General features: G+C 66.9%; 15 protein-coding genes. 3 read left to right on the forward strand and 12 right to left on the reverse strand.

Going from position 1 to position 18,680, the window contains the following annotated elements; translation table 11 throughout:
• Nucleotides 1-116: 116 nt before the first annotated feature.
• The gene (locus ACZ7IB_RS06090) at nt 117-290 is read right to left on the reverse strand and encodes a hypothetical protein (protein WP_470909598.1); all 174 of its coding nucleotides are present in this window, start codon (nt 288-290) and stop codon (nt 117-119) included.
• 203 nt (nt 291-493) lie between these two features.
• Nucleotides 494-3,463: an SARP-family global regulator AfsR gene (gene afsR / locus ACZ7IB_RS06095; protein ID WP_470909600.1), complete on the reverse strand. Its 2,970-nt coding sequence runs from the start codon at nt 3,461-3,463 to the stop codon at nt 494-496.
• Between the two features lie 266 nt (nt 3,464-3,729).
• On the opposite strand from afsR, the gene ACZ7IB_RS06100 reads away from it, so the two are divergent.
• Complete coding sequence (locus ACZ7IB_RS06100) at nt 3,730-4,959, forward strand: amidohydrolase family protein (RefSeq protein ID WP_470909602.1); 1,230 nt, start codon at nt 3,730-3,732, stop codon at nt 4,957-4,959.
• 69 nt (nt 4,960-5,028) lie between these two features.
• Here the strand turns inward: ACZ7IB_RS06100 and ACZ7IB_RS06105 are convergent, their stop codons facing one another.
• The gene (locus ACZ7IB_RS06105; protein ID WP_470909604.1) at nt 5,029-5,856 is read right to left on the reverse strand and encodes a MerR family transcriptional regulator; all 828 of its coding nucleotides are present in this window, start codon (nt 5,854-5,856) and stop codon (nt 5,029-5,031) included.
• A 174-nt stretch (nt 5,857-6,030) separates the two neighbouring features.
• Nucleotides 6,031-6,234 (reverse strand): cold-shock protein, encoded by a 204-nt coding sequence (locus ACZ7IB_RS06110; RefSeq protein ID WP_003967102.1) that lies wholly within the window; start codon nt 6,232-6,234, stop codon nt 6,031-6,033.
• A 378-nt stretch (nt 6,235-6,612) separates the two neighbouring features.
• Here ACZ7IB_RS06110 and ACZ7IB_RS06115 point away from each other — a divergent pair, with 378 nt between their 5' ends.
• Nucleotides 6,613-7,491: a menaquinone biosynthetic enzyme MqnA/MqnD family protein gene (locus ACZ7IB_RS06115; RefSeq protein ID WP_266358853.1), complete on the forward strand. Its 879-nt coding sequence runs from the start codon at nt 6,613-6,615 to the stop codon at nt 7,489-7,491.
• Between the two features lie 1,016 nt (nt 7,492-8,507).
• Nucleotides 8,508-8,792, forward strand: coding sequence for a WXG100 family type VII secretion target (locus ACZ7IB_RS06120; protein ID WP_266747845.1), 285 nt, complete (start codon nt 8,508-8,510; stop codon nt 8,790-8,792).
• Nucleotides 8,793-8,874: 82 nt separating this feature from the next.
• On the opposite strand, the gene ACZ7IB_RS06125 is transcribed toward ACZ7IB_RS06120, so the two are convergent.
• Genes ACZ7IB_RS06125 through ACZ7IB_RS06160 form a run of 8 tightly spaced genes read right to left on the reverse strand, consistent with a single transcriptional unit; the run spans nt 8,875 to nt 18,613 of the window.
• Nucleotides 8,875-13,341, reverse strand: a complete 4,467-nt coding sequence (locus ACZ7IB_RS06125) for an FtsK/SpoIIIE domain-containing protein (protein ID WP_470909606.1) — start codon at nt 13,339-13,341, stop codon at nt 8,875-8,877.
• Between the two features lie 50 nt (nt 13,342-13,391).
• Nucleotides 13,392-13,652 carry a hypothetical protein gene (locus ACZ7IB_RS06130; protein WP_470909607.1) on the reverse strand — a complete coding sequence of 87 codons (261 nt, stop codon included), beginning with the start codon at nt 13,650-13,652 and terminating at the stop codon, nt 13,392-13,394.
• Between the two features lie 45 nt (nt 13,653-13,697).
• Nucleotides 13,698-14,285: a hypothetical protein gene (locus ACZ7IB_RS06135; protein WP_470909608.1), complete on the reverse strand. Its 588-nt coding sequence runs from the start codon at nt 14,283-14,285 to the stop codon at nt 13,698-13,700.
• Between the two features lie 42 nt (nt 14,286-14,327).
• Entirely contained in the window at nt 14,328-14,930 is a 603-nt protein-coding gene (locus tag ACZ7IB_RS06140) for a hypothetical protein (protein WP_470909609.1), read from the reverse strand.
• Between the two features lie 22 nt (nt 14,931-14,952).
• The gene (locus ACZ7IB_RS06145) at nt 14,953-16,230 is read right to left on the reverse strand and encodes a PE-PGRS family protein (protein ID WP_470909610.1); all 1,278 of its coding nucleotides are present in this window, start codon (nt 16,228-16,230) and stop codon (nt 14,953-14,955) included.
• Nucleotides 16,231-16,257: 27 nt separating this feature from the next.
• Nucleotides 16,258-17,088, reverse strand: coding sequence for a hypothetical protein (locus ACZ7IB_RS06150; RefSeq protein ID WP_470909612.1), 831 nt, complete (start codon nt 17,086-17,088; stop codon nt 16,258-16,260).
• A gap of 24 nt (nt 17,089-17,112) precedes the next feature.
• Nucleotides 17,113-17,643 carry a hypothetical protein gene (locus ACZ7IB_RS06155; RefSeq protein WP_470909613.1) on the reverse strand — a complete coding sequence of 177 codons (531 nt, stop codon included), beginning with the start codon at nt 17,641-17,643 and terminating at the stop codon, nt 17,113-17,115.
• A gap of 10 nt (nt 17,644-17,653) precedes the next feature.
• Complete coding sequence (locus ACZ7IB_RS06160; RefSeq protein WP_470909614.1) at nt 17,654-18,613, reverse strand: hypothetical protein; 960 nt, start codon at nt 18,611-18,613, stop codon at nt 17,654-17,656.
• Nucleotides 18,614-18,680: the final 67 nt, after the last annotated feature.

The raw sequence follows: 18,680 nt of genomic DNA on the forward strand, positions 1-18,680 counted from the left end.
ACAAAAAAACGCGGGGGGACTGGAAGGACGGGAGACCCAACAAAACAAAAACCCCCCCCCCCCCCCCCCCCCCCCCCCCCCCCCCCCCCCCCCCGCTCCCCGTGAAGGTGAAGGTCTTAGTTGGGCTTCGGTGCCGACGCGTGGGCGTCCAGGGTGGTGATCTCCTCGCCAGATGCGTGGGCATCCGCCGGCTTGAGAGGCTCGCTCGACGCGTGAGCGTCCTGCGTGGTGATTTCCTCGCCGGATGCGTGCGCGTCGGTCGGCTTGAGGATGCGGTTGTTGTCGGCCATGAAGGTCAACTCCTGAAAGCGTGGACGTAGTGGTTGGTGTGCCCGTCCGGCGGTTCCCCCGTGGATCGCCGGACGGGCATTCCAGGGCCGTTCACCCTAGCGGTGAGGCCACACGCCGACCCGTCTGCCCCCCGACGCGACGGATCGATGAGTAAGAGAGTGCCGGGGAGCGATAAACGAATGATGAACGCGGTACACGAACCTCAGATCACTGTGGCCGGATGCAGAAGGGCGCGCACATGGTCGGCTTCGGCCGCCCCGAGGTCTTCGAAAACCGTGAGCGCCTCACGCCAACAGGCCTGCGCCCGATCGGTCTGACCGAGAGGGGTGAGACTGAGGCCGAGCACGGTGAGGATGTTGGCACGCCTCCACTCGCCGCCGATTCCGTGCAGTACGGCGAGGGCTTGCTCTGCCTGTGCGGCAGCTTGCGCAGGTTCGTGGTCGGCCAGCTCCGCCTCTGCCAGCCGAAACAGTGTCATGCCATGCCAGAACCGCTGCCTGCTGTCCCGAAAGACGTCCAGGGCCTCGGTGAGTACCTGCCGTGCCTGGGATGTCTGGCCCGCACCGGTGAAGGCCAGGCCGAGAGCGTATTTTCCGTTGGCCAGGCGGAGGGCCTGTTCTCTGCCGTCCGATTCGTAAAGAGCGATGCCTTGCTGGGCCAGGCCCACCGCGCTCATCTTCCGGTCCGTGGCCAGGTGAACCCTGGACATATTGCAGAGCGCCGATGCTTCACCCGACTTGTTGTTGTCCGCTCGGAAGGCAGTCAGAGCTTGGGTGAAATGGGCCTCTGCGTCGGTATGGCGGTTCTCGTAGAGGGCGATGATCCCGAGTTGGTTGGGTGCCTGACTGGATGAGACCGGGTCTCCGGCGGCCAGCCCCAATTCCAAGGCCCGCCGTGCATCGTTCTCCGCATCGGTGAACCGGCCCGAGATGCTGTGTACATGGGTCAGCATGGTGCGCGCGCGACCCTCCGCCTGAACGTCACCCGCAGTCCGGGCCGCCTCGGAGACCGCAGTCGCTGCCTGGGTGAACTGGTGCGAACTGGCTCCCGATTCGCCCAGATCCACGGCGGCCATAAGGAGATCAGCGGCTTTGCGGAGCATGCCCTGCGCCGCAGACTGTCGGGCGCATGCAAGCAGTCCGCTGGACTCGTTGAAAAGCCAGTCCAGCGCCGCTGCGGGGGTCGAGAACGACAGCCCCGGGCAGAGCGTTGGTTCGAAGTGGTCGAGCACGCGCTCCCCCGGCCGCTCCAGCGCATACACCCCCGCCGCCGTGGCCAGATAGAAGTCCAGCAGTCGCGACAGCGCCAACGCCCGCTCCTGTGGCCGCTCTTCGTCCCGTTCCGCGCAGGAACGCGCGTAGAGGCGCACCAGGTCGTGGTACCGGTACCGCCCCGGCGCCGCCGACTCCAGCAGCGACGTGTCGACCAGGGCCTCCAGCAGGTCTTCCGCCGCGTGGGCTTCCAGGTTGAGCAGGGCTGCCGCCGCCGCCAGGGAGATGTCGGGGCCGTCGGCCAGGCCCAGGAGGCGGAAGGCGCGGGCCTGGGCGGGCTCCAGTTGGCCGTAGCCGAGTTCGAAGGTGGCCTTCACCGCGAGGTCGCCGGCCTGGAGTTCGTCCAGGCGGCGGCGTTCGTCGGCGAGTTTGGCGGCCAGGACGGAGACCGTCCAGGTGCGGCGTGAGGCCAGGCGGGAGGCGGCGATGCGGATGGCCAGGGGGAGGAAGCCGCAGGCGGCGACCACGTCGAGGGCGGCCTCGCGCTCGGAGCTGATGCGCTCCTCGCCCACGATGCGGGTGAAGAGCTGGAGCGCCTCCTCCGGGGACATCACGTCCAGGTCGACCAGGTGCGCGCCGGCCAGGTCGACCATGCGGACGCGGCTGGTGACCAGGGCCGCGCAGCCCGCGGTGCCCGGGAGCAGGGGGCGGATCTGGGCCGCGTCATGGGCGTTGTCGAGGAGGACCAGGATGCGGCGGCCGTCGAGCGTGGAGCGGTAGAGCGCGGCGCGTTCGTCCAGGGAGTCGGGGATCACCGAGTCCGCCGTGCCCAGCGCGCGCAGGAAGGCGCCGAGGACCGTCTCCGGTTCGGCGGCGCGGGCGCCGGCGCCCTGGAGGTCCACGTACAGCTGACCGTCCGGGAAGTGCTGGCGTGCCTGGTGGGCGACGTGCACGGCGAGGGTCGTCTTGCCGACGCCGCCGATGCCGGCCAGTGCCGAGACGGCCATGACCGAACCCTCGGCGGTCGCCAGCCGGTCGCCCAGCTCCCGTACGAAGGAGGCGCGGCCCGTGAAGTCCGGGACGGTGGCCGGGAGCTGGGCGGGACGCAGCGGTGCGGCGGCCGGGGCCGGTTCGTCGGCCGGGCGGGCCAGTTCCTCGTCGGCCTGCAGGATGCGCTGCTGGAGCTGGGAGAGCTCGGGGCGCGGGTCGACGCCCAGTTCGTCGGCGAGCAGCCGCCGGGTGTCGGCGTACACCGCGAGCGCCTCGGCCTGCCGGCCGCTGCGGTACAGGGCGACCATGAGGAGTTCGCGCAGCCGTTCACGCAGCGGGTGCGCGGCGGTGAGCGCGGTCAGTTCGGAGACCGCCTCCGCGTGGCAGCCGACCTCCAGGTCCAGGTCGAGCCGGGTCTCGGTGAGCTGGAGCCGCCACTCCTCCAGCCGGGTGCGCTGGTTCTCGGCGTACGGGCCGGGCACGGAGGCCAGGGTCTCGCCGTCCCACAGACCGAGCGCCTTGCTGAAGAGACTGCGGGCCTGGGCGCGGTCGCCGCCCGCGCGGGCCTTCTCCGCCTCGGCCACCAACTCCTGGGCCATGGTCAGGTCGAAGGCGTCGTTCCTGGTCCGGATCGCGTAACCGCCGGCGTCGCTGACCAGCGTCTGCGGGTCGAGGACCTTACGGAGCCGAGAGGCGTACGTGCGTACGGCGGCGAGCGCCTGCGAGGGCGGTTCCTCACCCCAGATGGCGTCGATGAGTTCGGAGGCCGTGGCCGTGCGGCCGTCGCGCAGGAGCAGTGCGGTCAACAGAGCGCGCTGCTGAGGTGAACCGGACGGCAGCGCTTCTCCGTCCCGCCAGGCCCGTACCGGGCCGAGTACGGAAAAGCGCAGATAGGTGTCGTCGGCCGACTGCTGCTGCGGAGCCCGTTGCCCCGGAACACGCACGCGTGGCCCGTGGTCGTCACGGTCCATTGATGCCCCCTGTCCTGCTCGCCCCGCCGGTCCTGCCGATCGTGCTGGTGCTGTCTGTTCCGGATGGCCCGCCCATGTGCCGGTCCGGTACGGGGGGGGGATCCGGATTGCTCGGTACCGCTGGTATCGCGCTCAACAGTCTGCCTTGTTATGGGCGGACACGTCAGCAGTGGGTGGCTCTCTGCACAAGCCCTCGACAACGATTGTGGAACGGGGCTCGGTACAGATAGCTGACGGTTCGTCAGATCAACGCTACCGTGGTAGGCATGGAGACCTTCCCGAAGATCATCTCGGTGGACGACCACACGGTGGAGCCCGCTCATGTCTGGCGGGACCGGCTCCCGTCCAAGTACCTCGACCGCGGCCCGCGGATCGTCCGTGCACCGCTCAAGGAAATGACGTTCATGGGCGGCAAGTTCGCGCCCGTGATGGGTGCGAAGGGTGACGACGGGCCGATCGGCGACTGGTGGGTGTACGAGGATCTGCACCGCCCGCTCACCCGGCTCGACACCGCGGTCGGCTACGACCGGGACGAGATCAGGCTTGAGGTCATCACGTACGAGCAGATGCGCCCGGGTTCGTTCTCGGTCCCTGACCGGCTAGCCGACATGGACGTCAACCACGTCCAGTCCGCCCTCTGCTTCCCCACCTTCCCCCGCTTCTGCGGCCAGACCTTCACCGAAGCGAAGGACCGCGAGCTGGGGCTGCTCGGGGTCCGGGCATACAACGACTGGATGGTGGAGGAGTGGTGCGGGCCCGAGGCGCGGGGCCGGCTCATCCCGCTCACCCTGATCCCGCTCTGGGACGCGCAGTTGGCCGCGGACGAGGTCCGGCGGAACGCGGCGCGCGGTGTGCGCGCGGTGGCGTTCTCCGAAATACCTCCGCATCTCGGGCTGCCGTCCATTCATACGGACGAGTGGGATCCGTTCCTGCGGGCCTGTGACGAGACGGGGACGGTGATCGCGATGCACATCGGCTCGTCCTCGAAGATGCCGTCCACCTCGCCCGACGCCCCGCCCGCCGTCGGTTCCACCATCACCTTCGCCAACTGCTGCTTCTCGATGGTCGACTGGCTGATGAGCGGCAAGTTCGAACGGTTCCCGAACCTGCGGATCATGTACGCGGAGGGCCAGATCGGCTGGATTCCGTACATCCTGGAACGTGCCGACGTGGTCTGGGAGGAGAACCGGGCCTGGGGCGGCGTCGCCGACAAGGTCCACCGTCCGCCGTCGGAGCTGTTCGCCGAGCACGTCTACGGCTGCTTCTTCGACGATGCCTTCGGGCTGAAGAACCTCGACTCGATCGGCATCGGGAACGTTCTGTACGAGACGGACTACCCGCACTCCGACTCCACCTGGCCCGAGTCGCGCGAGGTCGGCGAGGCGCAGATGGGGCATCTGGACGCCGATGTCGTGGACCGGATCGTGCGCCGCAACGCGATCGACCTGCTGGGGCTGACGGACGACGGGCTGTGGGCGGGGCCCGGAGGACGGTAGGGGGCGCCGACGAACGTGACACCCGGGGGGATGTCACGTTCCTTTCGGCCTGCGGGTGTCCGGAGGGAGTCAGGCCCTGGTGACCGGCTCCTGGAGTTCCGTCACCCACTTGTCCTGGTCCTCGGGGCACTCCAGGCTGATCTCGCGGGCGTATCCCGCGGACCGGTAGCCGTTGGCGTCGATCCAGCGGGCCAGGGCCTGGGCCGTCGGCAGCACGCCGTCCATCGAACCCCGGTGGACAATGGTCGCCGCCTCGAACGGGGGCAGCTCGACAACCGTGATCCCGGTGTCGCCGAGCGGGCCCACCGGGGCGGAGACCGTCACCCCGGCGTGGACGACGACCGCGCCGCCACCCTCCGGGGCATCCTCGTAGTGTGCGATCCCGGGGCCGCTCGGGCTGACGCCCACCGTGCCCAGCAGCGGGAAGAGCCGGTCGTACAGCGGGCCGATCACTGGAGTGATGTCCTCCGGTTCGTAGCCTGCCGCGGTGCCGGTCAGCTCGGCCACCCGTACCGCGGCAACACTCTTGACCACCACATCGTCCGCAGACATGCGTCCCTCGCTCTCGATCGACCGGAGCCTCGCCTCGACCTGCGCCAGCCGTGCGGCCGCAGCCGCCATGGCCTCCTCCAGCTCCGCCCGCCGCAGCCGCAGCATCCCGCGCAGCTCCTTTGACCCCACCTGCTCGTCGAGGATGGCCTGCACCTGCTGGAGCGTGAAGCCGAGATCCTTGAGGGCGATGATGCGGTTGAGGCGTGCGAGCTGGGCGGCCCCGTAGAAGCGGTAGCCGGTGGCGGGATCGGTGCGGTCGGGGTGCAGGAGCCCGATGGCGTCGTAGTGGCGCAGCATCCGGGCCGACACCCGTCCGTACCGGGCGAAGTCTCCGATGGTGAACATGATGTCTCCCACTGCACTGCTTCACACGGTGTCAAGGTCAAGCATCGCAGTGCCCCGATGCCGCCGAGAGGGGAGAAGGCGGGAGAAAAGGCAGGAGCCCCGTTCCTCCGCCGAGGCGGAGGAACGGGGCTCCTTGGGTACTACTAGCCGGCCGCGATCGGCCGACCCGGGCAACTAGGCCGGGGTGACGTTCTCAGCCTGCGGACCCTTGGGTCCCTGAGTGACGTCGAAGTTCACGACCTGGTTCTCCTCGAGGGAGCGGAACCCGGACGCGTTGATCGCGGAGTAGTGGACGAAGACATCCGGGCCGCCGCCGTCCTGGGCGATGAAGCCGAAGCCCTTTTCAGCGTTGAACCACTTGACGGTTCCGGTAGCCATAAGCCCTCCTTGGGCCAAAGGGTTGCCCTGCTCCAGAACCTGCAAAGAAGTCTGAAAACTACAAAAGCCTGCGGGTTACATGCTCCGCAGGCTCTGTACTGCAAGGGAAACCAAACTGCAACTTGCGTCGAGCCTAGCACGCAGCGTGTACGGAAGGGTAGAGGGAAAGATCACTTCACTCGGATGTTTGATAGCCCTGCTGATGAGCTGACGAAGTGGGTGTCCTGGAGGGTGTTGTGGAGGTGCCTTCAGGGGGTACGGGGGAAGGCTTTGGCGCGCTCCTCCGGGGCGGCATCGGTGCGCCCCGGGAAGTGGGATCGGGCGACGCCCCGCACACCCGGTGCCGTCCGGAAGGCACCACGGGTCTAGCCTCACGATGTGGACAATTCAACCGTCTCAACTGTCGCAGGCGACGACCGTCGCAGCCGGCCGCGCGTCGGCCACATCCAGTTCCTGAACTGCCTCCCCCTGTACTGGGGACTGGCGAGAACCGGAACCCTGCTCGACCTGGAGCTCTCGAAGGACACCCCGGAGAAGCTCAGTGAGCAGCTGATCAGGGGCGATCTGGACATCGGTCCCGTCACGCTGGTGGAGTTCCTCCGCAACGCCGACGACCTGGTCGCCTTCCCGGACATCGCGGTGGGCTGCGACGGGCCCGTCATGTCGTGCGTGATCGTGTCGCAGGTGCCGCTCGACCAGCTGGACCGGGCCCGGGTGGCGCTCGGTTCGACCTCGCGCACCTCCGTGCGTCTGGCCCAGCTGCTGCTCGCCGAGCGGTACGGGGTCAGCCCGGACTACTACACCTGCCCGCCGGACCTCGGCGTGATGATGCAGGAGGCGGACGCCGCCGTGCTGATCGGCGACGCCGCACTGCGCGCCAACCTGCACGACGCACCCCGGCTCGGTCTCCAGGTCCACGACCTGGGCCAGATGTGGAAGGACTGGACCGGGCTGCCGTTCGTCTTCGCGGTCTGGGCGGCCCGCAAGGACTATCTGGCGGCCGAGCCCCACCACGTGAGCAAGGTGCACGAGGCCTTCCTGGCCTCGCGGGACGTCTCCCTGGAGGAGGTCACCAAGGTCGCGGAGCAGGCGGCGCGCTGGGAGGCCTTCGACGCGGAGGTGCTGGAGCGGTACTTCACGACCCTGGACTTCCGCTTCGGCCCGGACCAGCTGGCGGGCGTACAGGAGTTCGCGCGCCGGGTCGGTCCGACGACCGGCTTCCCGGCGGACGTGAAGGTCGAGCTGCTCGGCGGCTGACCGGGCGGCGGGGCGGGGATGGGGCCCTGCATGTGCCGGCTGATCCACGCGATCTAGCCGTCCCCCATGCCCCGCACATAGCTCTTGGCGTTTGACCCGCCGCCCTGGGTGACCTGGAGGCGGGTCTTCACCGGGCCCTTGGTGCAGTTCTCGGGACGTGAAGGTATGGAAATTCGCCCGGACGAAATCCAGCACGTCCTCGGTCAGCCAGGTGTCCATTTTCAGTTGCCGGAATACCACTTCCATCCGAATAGTGCTTGTCGTCCGGGTTGAGAGCGGGCATCACGATGAACGGAAGACCTTTCCCTCTTCCGGCCACGTGCTGATGCTCGACTGGGGTATGAGGTCCCTACCCATCCAGTAATTCGTCGGATAGCCGATTCCATCAGGCAGTGCGACGAGGACCGGAAAGCCGATGTTCGCGTACTTCGGGTCGAAATACCGCCTTGGGGAAGCCGGTGACCGGAGCGGCTGCGGGGCCGAGGGCGAGGGCGGCGGCGAGGATCCTGGGCAGGCGTTTCATAGCGGGCTCCGGGTGCCTTTGGACGCGGCGGGTGATGACGGAAGAGAGGAGGGCCTGATGGGTGATCGGTTGGCTCCGTACGGTTCCGAGTCGTCGTGATGCGGCCCACGGAGGCTCAGCGGTCGGGGCCAGTGCGCTCACGATGATGATCCGCTGAGGGGCCCCGGACTCGGGCACGTGCCGGATGCTGCACATCACGGAACGTATGGACTTCTCGAGCAGTCGACCACCGGCTGTGCGGAAGCCACCGCGACGATGACGTGCACCTGGTGTCCGACGGCGATCCGACTCGAGCTGCAGGAGGCCTCGGCAGGGAAGCCCAGCAGACAGCAGAGGGGTGTGGGGCTGGTGGGGTGTGCCATGGCGGGTTCGGAAGCGGACGGTCACCTGACTCTTCCAACCATCTGCTTTTCTACCAAGCGTTGTGTGTGATGCGGTAGCGTCCCCTGGAACAGCTGAAGTTGTTTGCGTATGCGACACGGGGAGGTCTCAAGTGGCTGGTGGACCCGGCGGCATCGACCGCGGTGCAAGTCTCACAGAGCTCAAGAGCCTGTACGAAGCGTTCCAGAAGAAGGAGGGTGAGGTCCGCGACCTGATCACCCTGCTGGACAGCAAGTCCAAAGACAGCCACGGTTACTGGAAGGGTCCGGGCGCCGACCGGTTCCGTGACGACTGGACTGGATTCAAGCCGCACCTTGACAAGCTCGCCAACTCCCTCGGCGACGCGCACAAGTCTGCGAAGAGCAGTCACGACCGGATCGACGAGGCCACCAGGTAGTAGGCGGCCCGGACGGGTTGATGCCGGGATGGCCCGATGGGGCCACCCCGGCATTTCTCTTCCGCCGATGGGGGCTGGCCGGCTAGGCGTCGAGCAGTGCCTGGACCGGCATCGCCTGGCCATTGCGGATGAGCAGGCCGCGCCCCGTGGGGCCGCTGCCCGGGCTGGGCAGCCGCATGTTGAACAGCTCGCCGTCCGACGCACTCTGGGGCGAAAGGATCAGGCCCTGGCGCGACCGCCGGACCTCCACCGCGAACCCCCGGTACTGCGAGCTGAGTGTGTCCGTGGCGCCGGCCGCGATCACGGCGATCCCGCCGTCCCTCCCGCTCTGCGCAACCTCCTCCAGGGCGGTGTCGAGCTCGGTGTCGTAGAGCATCTCGGCATCGTCGACCAGGACGGCGTATGTGCCGTTCGCGCGGCCGGTCAGCTCGGCGAGATCTCTTGCCGAGCTCTCCGAGTCGAGTACACCGAGGACGCCTGCCTCGGTCTCCAGCACACGTAGCAGCGAGCGGCGAGGAGTGACGAGGATCAGTGGCACCTGCTGGTCCAGTAGGGTGCGCGCCGCCACGAGCAGGCTGGTTGACCGACCCGACTTGGGGGGCCCCGCGATCAGGAAGCCGGGACCCGACTCCTCCAAGTCGATGCCGATCGGCTCGAGTTCATCCCCACCCACGCAGAAGAGCGTCCAGAGCGGTGACGGAGCAGTGAGCGTCGGGTCGAGGGCCTTGGCTTCCTCGGCGGTGAATCGCATGGGCAGTTCGTCCACCCGCAGCGGACGTAGACCCCGAGGGGGAACGCCGTGAACCCGCAGCGCCTCCTGGCCGATATCGCGCAGGGCCGCGACTTGAGCCTGTCCGGCCGCGTCCGGGGCCAGGAGGGCGATCTGGCTCTCCTGGACTCCGTGGTCGGTCATGCGCAGTGCCCGGCCGGACGGCATGCTTTTGGGCGTCTCCCGGGTGGACAGACCTGCCAGCGAGTAGTCGCTGCTGTCGGTCATCCGCAGGATGAGCTTGTCACCGAACGACGGGGAGACCTGGCCGCTGAACCCGCTCCGGTCCGCCGTCATGACGACCTTCACCCCCACGGCCGCGCCCTCCCGGAAGATCTTGATGACCATCTCGATGAGCTGGCCGTAGTCGATGCCCTCCAGCGCCGAGGTGTACCCCTCCCAGCCGTCCAGGAGGAGCACCATCCAAGGCAGTCGGTCCTCGGGAGCCGCCGCCGCTCGCTGCTCGGCGGCACTCGAAAGCCCTTGCATGGCCAAGAGCTGTTGCCGACGGGAGATTTCGGCCTTCAGCCGGTCGAGCAGTCGCCGCACCCGGTCGGGTTGGTCACGGGTGACCACCGCCCCGCAGTGCGGAAGCCTTGTCAGCGGCAGCAGCGCGTTGGCTCCGCAGTCGATGCCGTAGAGGTGTACGTCCCTGGGCGAGGTGCTCGCGACCAGTGAACCCGCAAGGGTGCGCAGCGCGGTTGAACGACCCGACCGCGGGCCGCCGATCAGCATGATGTGCTCGCCATGTACGAGGTCCAGCGTCAGCGCGGTGCGGCTCTGCTCCGAGGGAAGGTCTGTGAGGCCCATCCGGATCGGCGCGACTTCGTCGGCGAGCTCCGGTGAAGCGCTGTTCTCCGGCAGATCGCCAAGCGCCAACTGCTCGGGCAGCGGCGGAAGCCAGGGGCTGCGCTGGGTGCCGAAGTCCATCAGCTCCGCACCGTCTCGTACTGCGTCGACCAGCACGCTGAGGTCGGTGACCATCGTCCCGTCGTCCTCGCTCTCGGCGGCGCGGGGGGCCGGGCGGCCGAAGGACCTCCAGTCCACGGGGGCCACGACGGCCTTGGGGCGATCCGTACCGATGCTCGGGCGCCGGCCACCGATGCGGGCCGACTGGACGGCCACGAGCGACTGCGCGCCGGAACGGACGTACGCCCGGCCCGGTGTGGACTTCGCGATGACCCCGGCGTCGGGGGCGTCGATGACGTCCGAGGACTCCGCGCCGTCCGTCACCCGGAGCGCGATCCGCAGGTTGGTGTTGGCCCGGATGTCCTGGCTGACCACACCGGCCGGACGCTGGGTCGCCAGAATGAGGTGTACTCCGAGGGAGCGGCCCCGCCTGGCGATGTCCACCAGGCCCGCGATGAAGTCCGGCAGTTCCGCGACAAGTGAGGCGAACTCGTCGATGATCAGGACGAGTCGGGCCATCGGCTCGAGTTCGGGGCGGAGCTTCCGGGTGTCGCCGTAGTCCTCGATGTCCTTGGTGCCCGTCTCGAACAGAATCTCCTCGCGCCGCTTGAGCTCGGCGGCCAGGGAGGCGAGGGCCCGCTCGGTCAGGTGCGCGTCGAGGTCGCTCACCATGCCGACGGTGTGCGGGAGCCGGGCGCAGTCCATGAAGGCACTGCCGCCCTTGTAGTCGATCAGGACGAAGTTCAGGGCGTCGGGTCGGTTGGCGACGGCCAGCGACGCGATGATCGTCTGGAGGAGCTCGGACTTACCGGCCCCGGTCGTACCCGCCACCAGGGCGTGCGGGCCGTCGCGCCTGATGTCGAGCATGAAGGCGCCGTCGGCCGCTATACCGATCGGCACCTCGGTCGTCGCCCCGCCCCGCTTCCAGATACCGGCGACATCCGCGCCGGTCGGGTCGGACATCCCGAGCAGCGACAGCAGGCGTGCCGCGGTGGGCAGCGCCGCGTTGGCGTCGTCCAGACTCACATCCCGTACGGGTGCCAGCGACCGGGCGACGAGTTCGCACCAGGCCGTCGACACCTGATCCGCCAGTACGTCGCCCACCGCCTCCAGTCCTCCGCCGTTGATGGCGACATGGTTCGGGACATCGGGCCGCCCGTTGATGGCCGCCTTGCATTCTTCGGGTAGCAGGCGCTCGTCGTCTTCGATGCAGAGAGCGAACATGGAGAAAAGAGGGCCCTCTTTGAGGAGTTGCGGCACCCCCGGCATGCGGCGCAGCAGGCGTGCGCCGTCCAGAACGATCAACGTGTACGGATCGGGGCTCAGCGGGTTGGCCGTGTTGAACTGATTGGATGCCGCCTTTCGACGCTCCAGTTCGGCGAGCAGTTCCTGGACGCGGCGCCCCATGACCTCGGGGTCGGAGCCGACCAGCGAAAGGCAGCTCTGACCTGTCTGGGGAGTGGTGTGGGGCAGCCAGTGCACCCAGTTCCAGACGGTCTGGGCATCCGGGGAGGAGGAGAGTACGACGAGCGCGAGATCCCGGGGGCTGTGCAGGATCGCGGCCTGCGCGACCAGCCAGTTCGCGACACCCAGGGCGGAGCTGCGGTCGCCCGCGATGCCGGCGACGCCCAGTTCGGCGAGCGGCAGTACCGCGGGGACGTCCGCGAGGACCGGCGGTTGCGCTGACTCGTCGAGAGCACCGCCATTGGCGGAGCGCAGCTCGATGTCCGAGGGGAGAGCGGCGAGGCCGACCCGCAGCTGCAGCGCGTCGGGATCCACGATCCTGCGTTCCCAGAGCCGGCGACGCGGGCCGGTGGCCCAGAGGAGCAGCTCCGCCGGATCGGGATGGGCTTCCCTGCGCGCACGCTGGTCCGCCTTGCCGAGCTCGGTCAGCTTCGTCTCGTACTCAGCGCTGTCAGCCTTGTATTTCTTGACCGCCTGCTTGTGCTTCTTGCGTTCGTGGCGGGCCTCGCCGGCCCAGTAGCCGATCATCATGAGCGGGCTCATGGCGCAGAAGAGCAGTGTGTAGATCTGCTTGGTCATGAAGTACATACCCACGCCGAAGAAGGCCGGGATCATCGAGGCGAGCAGCTGGAGGCGCGGCCCTTCGCCCTTCACAGGCTCGACGGGGACGAGGAGCCGGGGACGTCGGCGCAGTGGTGACAGCCGAGGGGGGCGGTTGTAGGCGTAGCCGCCGTCTTCCGTGGCGGACAAGTGGGCATCCGGTTCCTGCGGTTCCCGCAGGCCGATGACGGAGTCACCGACTCTGACGACCGCACCCACGGGCCAGTCGCAGTCCGCGTCGACCTCGTGGTCGTCGAGGATGGAGGACACGCCTTCCTGGGGGTGGAGCGTGACAGCCCCGTCCAGATTGACCGAGAGCTCGAGAGCGAGAGCCGGAAGTGAGAGGTCGGCGAGGGGCAGTGTGCAGGCCGGACCGGCACCGATGGTTGATCTGCCGACCTGGATCCGGGCGACAAGGCCGGCCCCGGGGCCGCCGCTGACATGGAGTTCGTAGCGTCCCGTCGGTTCCCCGGCCCGCATGAACGGGCCGATGGCGCCGTCGGTGGTGATGCGGACACCGTCGCGGAGCACGGCCGATGCGGGGAGCGTCGGCGCGCACCGGCGGCCGTCCACCCAGAGCTCGGGCGGAATCCCGGCGTCGTCGGCCCCCGGTACTTGTTCGCTCCACTGGGACCGAAGGGGAATGACGACGGGGGGTGGCACCTGCTCGTACCCCGCCCCGGACGCGGGCCTGCCGCCACCGGCCAGGCAAGCCGCCACGTCTGCGGCGGTCGCGGCTTCCTCCAGGGTGACCAAGAGGTCCTGCGGGGCAACTCCTTCCCGCACGACCGTCACCAGGACTCGCATCGTCTACTTCCTCCCGGTCCCCTGCGGACCACTGACTGTCCAAACACCGTTCAAGACTTGTGCTGCCGGGCGTCCTTGACGGACTTGTCGCAGGTGCGAGCTTCTTCGCGCAGCGCCTCCGCGACGGTGTCGCACTTGCTGCGCCAGGTCTTCAACTCGCCGCGCGTGCGCACGGCGTGGGGACCTTCCCACTTCTTCATGGTGGTGGTGGCATGGGTGTGGGGCGCGTCGACGATGCTCGCTATGTGGTCGGCGAGGCTGCGGAGCTGGGCTGCGCGCTTGGTGAGTTCCTGGAGTTCCGGGTCCGCCATCCTTCTTCTCCCCGTTCGGTTCGGTCGTGGGTTGTGTTGGACGATTCAGTCCGCGTAGTTTCCGTCGTTGGCACGTGGAAGGTTATAGATCTTGTTGAGTGCCGCGGCTGCTGCCCCGGACGACGTCAGGTCAATCGTGTCGACCTCTTCGAAGACGATGGCCATCGCGAGATCGATCGCATCAGCCTCCCCGGTCACGGTCCCAAAGCTGCTGAGTCCCTTTCCGGTGGGGTTTTTCTTGCGGGCGATAGTGATCTCTACATCAGGTCGGCGCAGGATGCCGCCTTTACCAACACCCGTTACGGTGTATTCGTATGCGCGCTCCTGATAGGTCAACTTCAGTGCGCGAGCCTTGTTCCGGAAGGCGCGTTTATTGAAGTTAAGTTCGACGGGGGTCCCATTGAGAAGAAGGTATGAATCTTTCAAGGTGGGTTGGTTCGTGCCGAGTGACCTGTATGTGGCCTCTGGCATCTGCTCGCCGTGAAGGCGCAGCTCGATTTTGCTCTCGGTGGTGTCTGACCACTTCTTGCGTACGTAGGCGACGGCGGCTTCACCGAATGGCCCCACGGTTCCTTTGCGGCCAACCTCTTGCTTGGTGGTGAATGGTTTGAGTTCGAATTGAAATTCATTCATGGTGCTTCCATATTCCGGTTGACGCTTCAGAATCGGTCGTATTTAGTCCCCTAGGGGAATGACCTCATTCACATCCCCGCGACGGGGTGTGAGAATCCTGTTGACCGCCGAGATGATCGCTCCTCCTGATGTCAATGAATAAGTTTGGATGTCCTCAAAAATGATGGCCAGGGCCAAGTCGACGGCGTCCGTATCTCTGGATGCCGTGCCGTAGCTGCTAGTGCCTCTCCCTTTGGAGCTTTTCTTTCGGTCAAGCGAGATCTGAACCCCTTCACGCGCTAGGGCTGAGTTTCGGTCGGGATGTACCACGGTGTATGTCCAGGTGCGGTCCTGGTGGGTCAGATGCAGTGCCCGGGTCTTATTCCGGAGGGCGAGTCTGTTGAAGTTGAGTTTTACAGGCATGTTGTTGATGAAGAGATGCGGATCCTCCAAGGTTGGGCGTCCCGGGCCGATCCCGCGGTAGAGGATCTCCGGCATCTGCTCGCCGCGCAACACGACTTCGCTGCAATTGCCCCTTTTTCTGCTCTCCTTGATCGAGATCTTCTGCCGTGCGGTAGACACCTCGCCAAATGGTCCGGCGATACCTTTGCGTCCGGTTTCTCGTCTATGGGAGAATTCTTGCAGTTCGAACGTGAATGTATCCAAGCGTTCCGCCTCTATGAAGATTTCAGAACCAGCTCATGGGATTTGCCTTCTTTGCGAGGCTCTTGGCGCCGTTGGCGATACCGGAGCCGACCTTTGAGGCCTTGTCTCCGACCCAGTCCGCCGCCTTGCCAGCCCCCGCCTTGATGCCGTCCCAGTTCTCTACGATCTTTGCTCCGGCGTACACCGCGCCGAAGCCGACTGTCAGACCGATCGTGACGGGGTTGGGGGCGATCATGGATGCGGTCAAGGATGCGTTGAAGCCGACTTCCGCCACGTCTGCGACGTATCCGGCACCCTTCTCTTTGAAGGCTTTACTCGGATTTCCCTGAGCCCAGACATTGGCGAAACTTACACCAGTGGAAATGGCGCTCATGCCGACGCCGGCCAATCGTATGACGCCAGCCGTTTTGCCTGCAGTCTTCAGGCCGGTGAGCCATGGGGAGGCGGTCCTCGCGGCGCCGGGGATGCTATTGGCGAACCGTTGAACTTTAGAGGCCTTGGAGAAGACTTTCCATAGGCTCGCATGTCCGGCCCGGGTGACAGTTGCACCGGAATGTGATACCCCGCCGAAGGCCTTGGCTAATTTGTCGGATCCAATCGCGGCATCGACGATTCCGTTAGAAAAGATACGACCTACTCCGGGGAGCCCTCGCAGCCGATTCCAGCCACTGCCGAGCAAATCCCCGCGGATGGTGGAGGTGCCGGGGATCCTGATGAGGTCTTGATAAAGGGAGCTCCTGCTGAACGCATTGCCGAGTTTTCCCGGGAGCCAACTTCCCGGGGCGGCGAGGGAGCGGAGCTTGCCGGCGGGGAGCATCCGCGCTGCGCTCGTGAGCCACCCCTTATTCACCGCTTTGCGCAGCAGGCCGTTGTGCCAGGAGTTCTGGAAGATGTTGGTCCCCAGAACGCTGGCGTACAGCAAACCACCCCCGCCGACTTTGATGAAGGTGCCGACGTCCGAGACTTTGTTCAGGACGTCTTCGATCCCCTTCTCGCCGATTTGGCTGAGGCCTGGCACCTTCGCGAGGTAGTGGGCCTCGATCCGCATCAGCCAGTCGCTGTATGTCTCCCGGTGGCCCCGCTCGAACAGGGTCTCTTCCCTGACTTTGGTCGCACGCGTGCGCATGTCCGGACCAGTGTCCGTGACCCACGTACGCATCGGCTTGATCGGCGCAAGCCTGTCCGAGACCCCGAGTGTGGACGCCCGGGTCATGGCTTCCGCGAGCTTGTCACCCACCCCGCCCTTGCCGTCGATGAGCTTCGCAAGCTGATCCAGGTCGTCTGCGTTGACGTTTCGCACGGTGCTCCCCCGGTGAGTTCCCTACGGCTACGCGTTGTTCCCGACGAGGTCTTCCTTGTCGGGAAGGAGGTCGGCGATCTGGTCCCAGAGGTCGCCGGCGCTGGTCCGGACGACCTGCAGCGTGCTGTCGGGACCAATCTCGCCCTCCTGGATGGGCTCCTGGGGCAGTACGCGCTGCCAGTAGCCGTGACGTCCGCAGCCCCATACCGCGATGCTCCGCATCGAGGCGGCTCCCGGCTTGCCCTCCCAGGCTGTGGTGATGCGCCAGGTGGAGTTGAGTGCCATGGTGAGCTCGACCAGGGTGGAAAGCTCGGGCTCGGTGAGGTCGCTTGCGCCGGAGAGGGCGTCGAGGGCAGCCGTCCTGGTGGCGTCCACGTCGTCCGAAGCCTGTTCCAGAGCGGCGAATGTCGCGTCCAGGGCACCCATCGTCGTCTTGATCTCGGAGACGTCGAGCAGCTCGGACTCCTCGATCTCGACGCGTTGCAACTTGACCTTGCGGGCCAGCTCCCACACCAGGGTGCTGGGCTCGATGGGGACGTACTCGGACTCCTCCTCGCCGGGCCAACCGTCGTGGGAGAAGACCGCGTCCTGGCCCACCACGACACCGTGGGTCAGCGGCCCGTGCTGACCGGTCACCTCCGCCTGGATCAGGACCAGCGGATTGGCCACGGCGGTCAACAGATCTCGCAGCAACGGCGAGAGTTCACCCTCCGGGCCGACGAGGCCGGTCTGCTGCAGTTCGCGCAGGGAGTGGAAGAGCTCCGCGGGCGGGGTCTCCTTGCCCAAAAGGTGTGCGAGCACGGCGATGTGGCGGTCAGCCAGCCGGAAACGGCCTCGGGAGCTGTCAAAAGAAGGCATGTTGGCCATCCTCTCCTATCGGTTTCAGCGTGTACCGGAGGTGGTGGCGTTGGCCAGCGCGGTGAGGAAGGCCATTCGGTTGTGGGTGGCGATGGAGAGGGGTTCGCCCTGCCGGGTGCGGATCACGACGCTGTCCATGCCCATGGGAACGCCCCAGCAGCCGCCGACGAGGCGGGGTGCGCCACGGTCGGCCGCCCGGAGGCCAGGGACGGGGGCATCGATGTTGCCCATCGAGGCGGCGTATCGCTGGGCGTGGCTCAGGGATTGCTGCTGGAGTTCCTGGTGGACGGATGCCGGGTCCACATTCGCGAGGGGGATCCGCTCGCGGCCGACGCGCAGGGTGCCCTGGACCGGGTCGATCTGGATGCGGTTGTAGATGGCCTTCGAGATCGGTACGGAGAGGCAGGGCAGCAGGATGAGGAGGAAGAGCGCCGAGACGGCGAGCCAGGGGCCCGTGTCCTGCGGGACCGAGTCGAACCCCATGTAGGCGACTCCGGCCAGGTAGATGCCGATGCAGATGGCGGACCAGGTCTTGGGGAGCTTTTCGATGTACATACGAGGTCTCTCAGCGGTTGATGGCCTGGATTTCCTGGACGGTGATGTTCTGGGTGGTGCCGAAGGTGCCGTCGGGGAGGTTGCCGCCGGGGGTGCCGGTGCCGGTCCAGGTGACCTTCCAGGTGAGGGTGGCCTGGAGTTGGTAGGTGCCGTTGCCGGAGGAGCGTAGGTAGGTGAGCCCGCAGGGTGGGGTCTTGTCGGCGTTGCCCTTCGTATATGGGGCGCCGATGCGGCCGTTCTGGATGGTGCATTCGCCGGAGCCTGGGTGGAGTTGTGCGTCTTTCGTGCCGGGCTCGATGCGGAGGGAGACCGGCGTGGCCGTGACGGTCGACTGAAGGTTGAGGCCGGCGGTGTTGAGGGACGCAGTGACGGAGACGGGCTTGAACTTCGCCTCGTCGAGCCAGGCCCAGGTCGGGAGGTTGACCTTGGTGTTGTTCGCGGGGGCCAGGCTGACCTTGGTCTCGGGGACCTGGACCTGGTTGTAGGCGAGTTGTGCGAGGACTTCGGGCGTGACGCTGTTCTTGACAGTGGGCGTGTCGCCGTTCTCGACCCAGAAGGGCAGTTCGCTGCAGGTCCACGCGTCGGGCTCGTCCCAGCGGTCCTTGTCCTGGACGGCTACCCAGAAGGCGCCCTCGTCGGCCTTGTCGAGGTTGTAGTTCTTGTACTCGCCGTCCTTGTACATGTTCCGGAACTGGCCGGCGGCTGTCTTGGCGTAGCTGTGCTGACCGGGGTAGTTCACGGTCGACTCGTAGAAGCCTTCCACGTACTTCTGGAACTCCGCCGGCGACCGCGGCTCGTACCAGCAGGCGGGCGGGCTCCAGTTACCGGCGGGAGTGAAGCTCCCGGCGCGTTCGCCGCCGCTCCCCTTCGTAGCCCCGTTGAAGGACACCCGTGAGGTGAGTTGCCTTCCGTTTGCACTCGCTCCGGTCTCGGTGGCACCGTCGGAACCACCACCGCCTCTTTCCGCCATGGCCGTACTGGGAATCAGCGCGCACGCTGTCGCCAGTACTCCGATGCTCAGCCAGCCTCTATGTGAT

The sequence above is a fragment of the Streptomyces sp. NPDC037301 genome (assembly GCF_055602785.1).

Bases quoted from the DNA above. Each gene is read 5' to 3' on its own strand.
- ACZ7IB_RS06090 (WP_470909598.1), bottom strand. From the start codon at position 290: ATGGCCGACAACAACCGCATCCTCAAGCCGACCGACGCGCACGCATCC.
- afsR (WP_470909600.1), bottom strand. From the start codon at position 3,463: ATGGACCGTGACGACCACGGGCCACGCGTGCGTGTTCCGGGGCAACGG.
- ACZ7IB_RS06100 (WP_470909602.1), top strand. From the start codon at position 3,730: ATGGAGACCTTCCCGAAGATCATCTCGGTGGACGACCACACGGTGGAG.
- ACZ7IB_RS06105 (WP_470909604.1), bottom strand. From the start codon at position 5,856: ATGTTCACCATCGGAGACTTCGCCCGGTACGGACGGGTGTCGGCCCGG.
- ACZ7IB_RS06110 (WP_003967102.1), bottom strand. From the start codon at position 6,234: ATGGCTACCGGAACCGTCAAGTGGTTCAACGCTGAAAAGGGCTTCGGC.
- ACZ7IB_RS06125 (WP_470909606.1), bottom strand. From the start codon at position 13,341: ATGCGAGTCCTGGTGACGGTCGTGCGGGAAGGAGTTGCCCCGCAGGAC.
- ACZ7IB_RS06130 (WP_470909607.1), bottom strand. From the start codon at position 13,652: ATGGCGGACCCGGAACTCCAGGAACTCACCAAGCGCGCAGCCCAGCTC.
- ACZ7IB_RS06135 (WP_470909608.1), bottom strand. From the start codon at position 14,285: ATGAATGAATTTCAATTCGAACTCAAACCATTCACCACCAAGCAAGAG.
- ACZ7IB_RS06150 (WP_470909612.1), bottom strand. From the start codon at position 17,088: ATGCCTTCTTTTGACAGCTCCCGAGGCCGTTTCCGGCTGGCTGACCGC.
- ACZ7IB_RS06155 (WP_470909613.1), bottom strand. From the start codon at position 17,643: ATGTACATCGAAAAGCTCCCCAAGACCTGGTCCGCCATCTGCATCGGC.
- ACZ7IB_RS06160 (WP_470909614.1), bottom strand. From the start codon at position 18,613: ATGGCGGAAAGAGGCGGTGGTGGTTCCGACGGTGCCACCGAGACCGGA.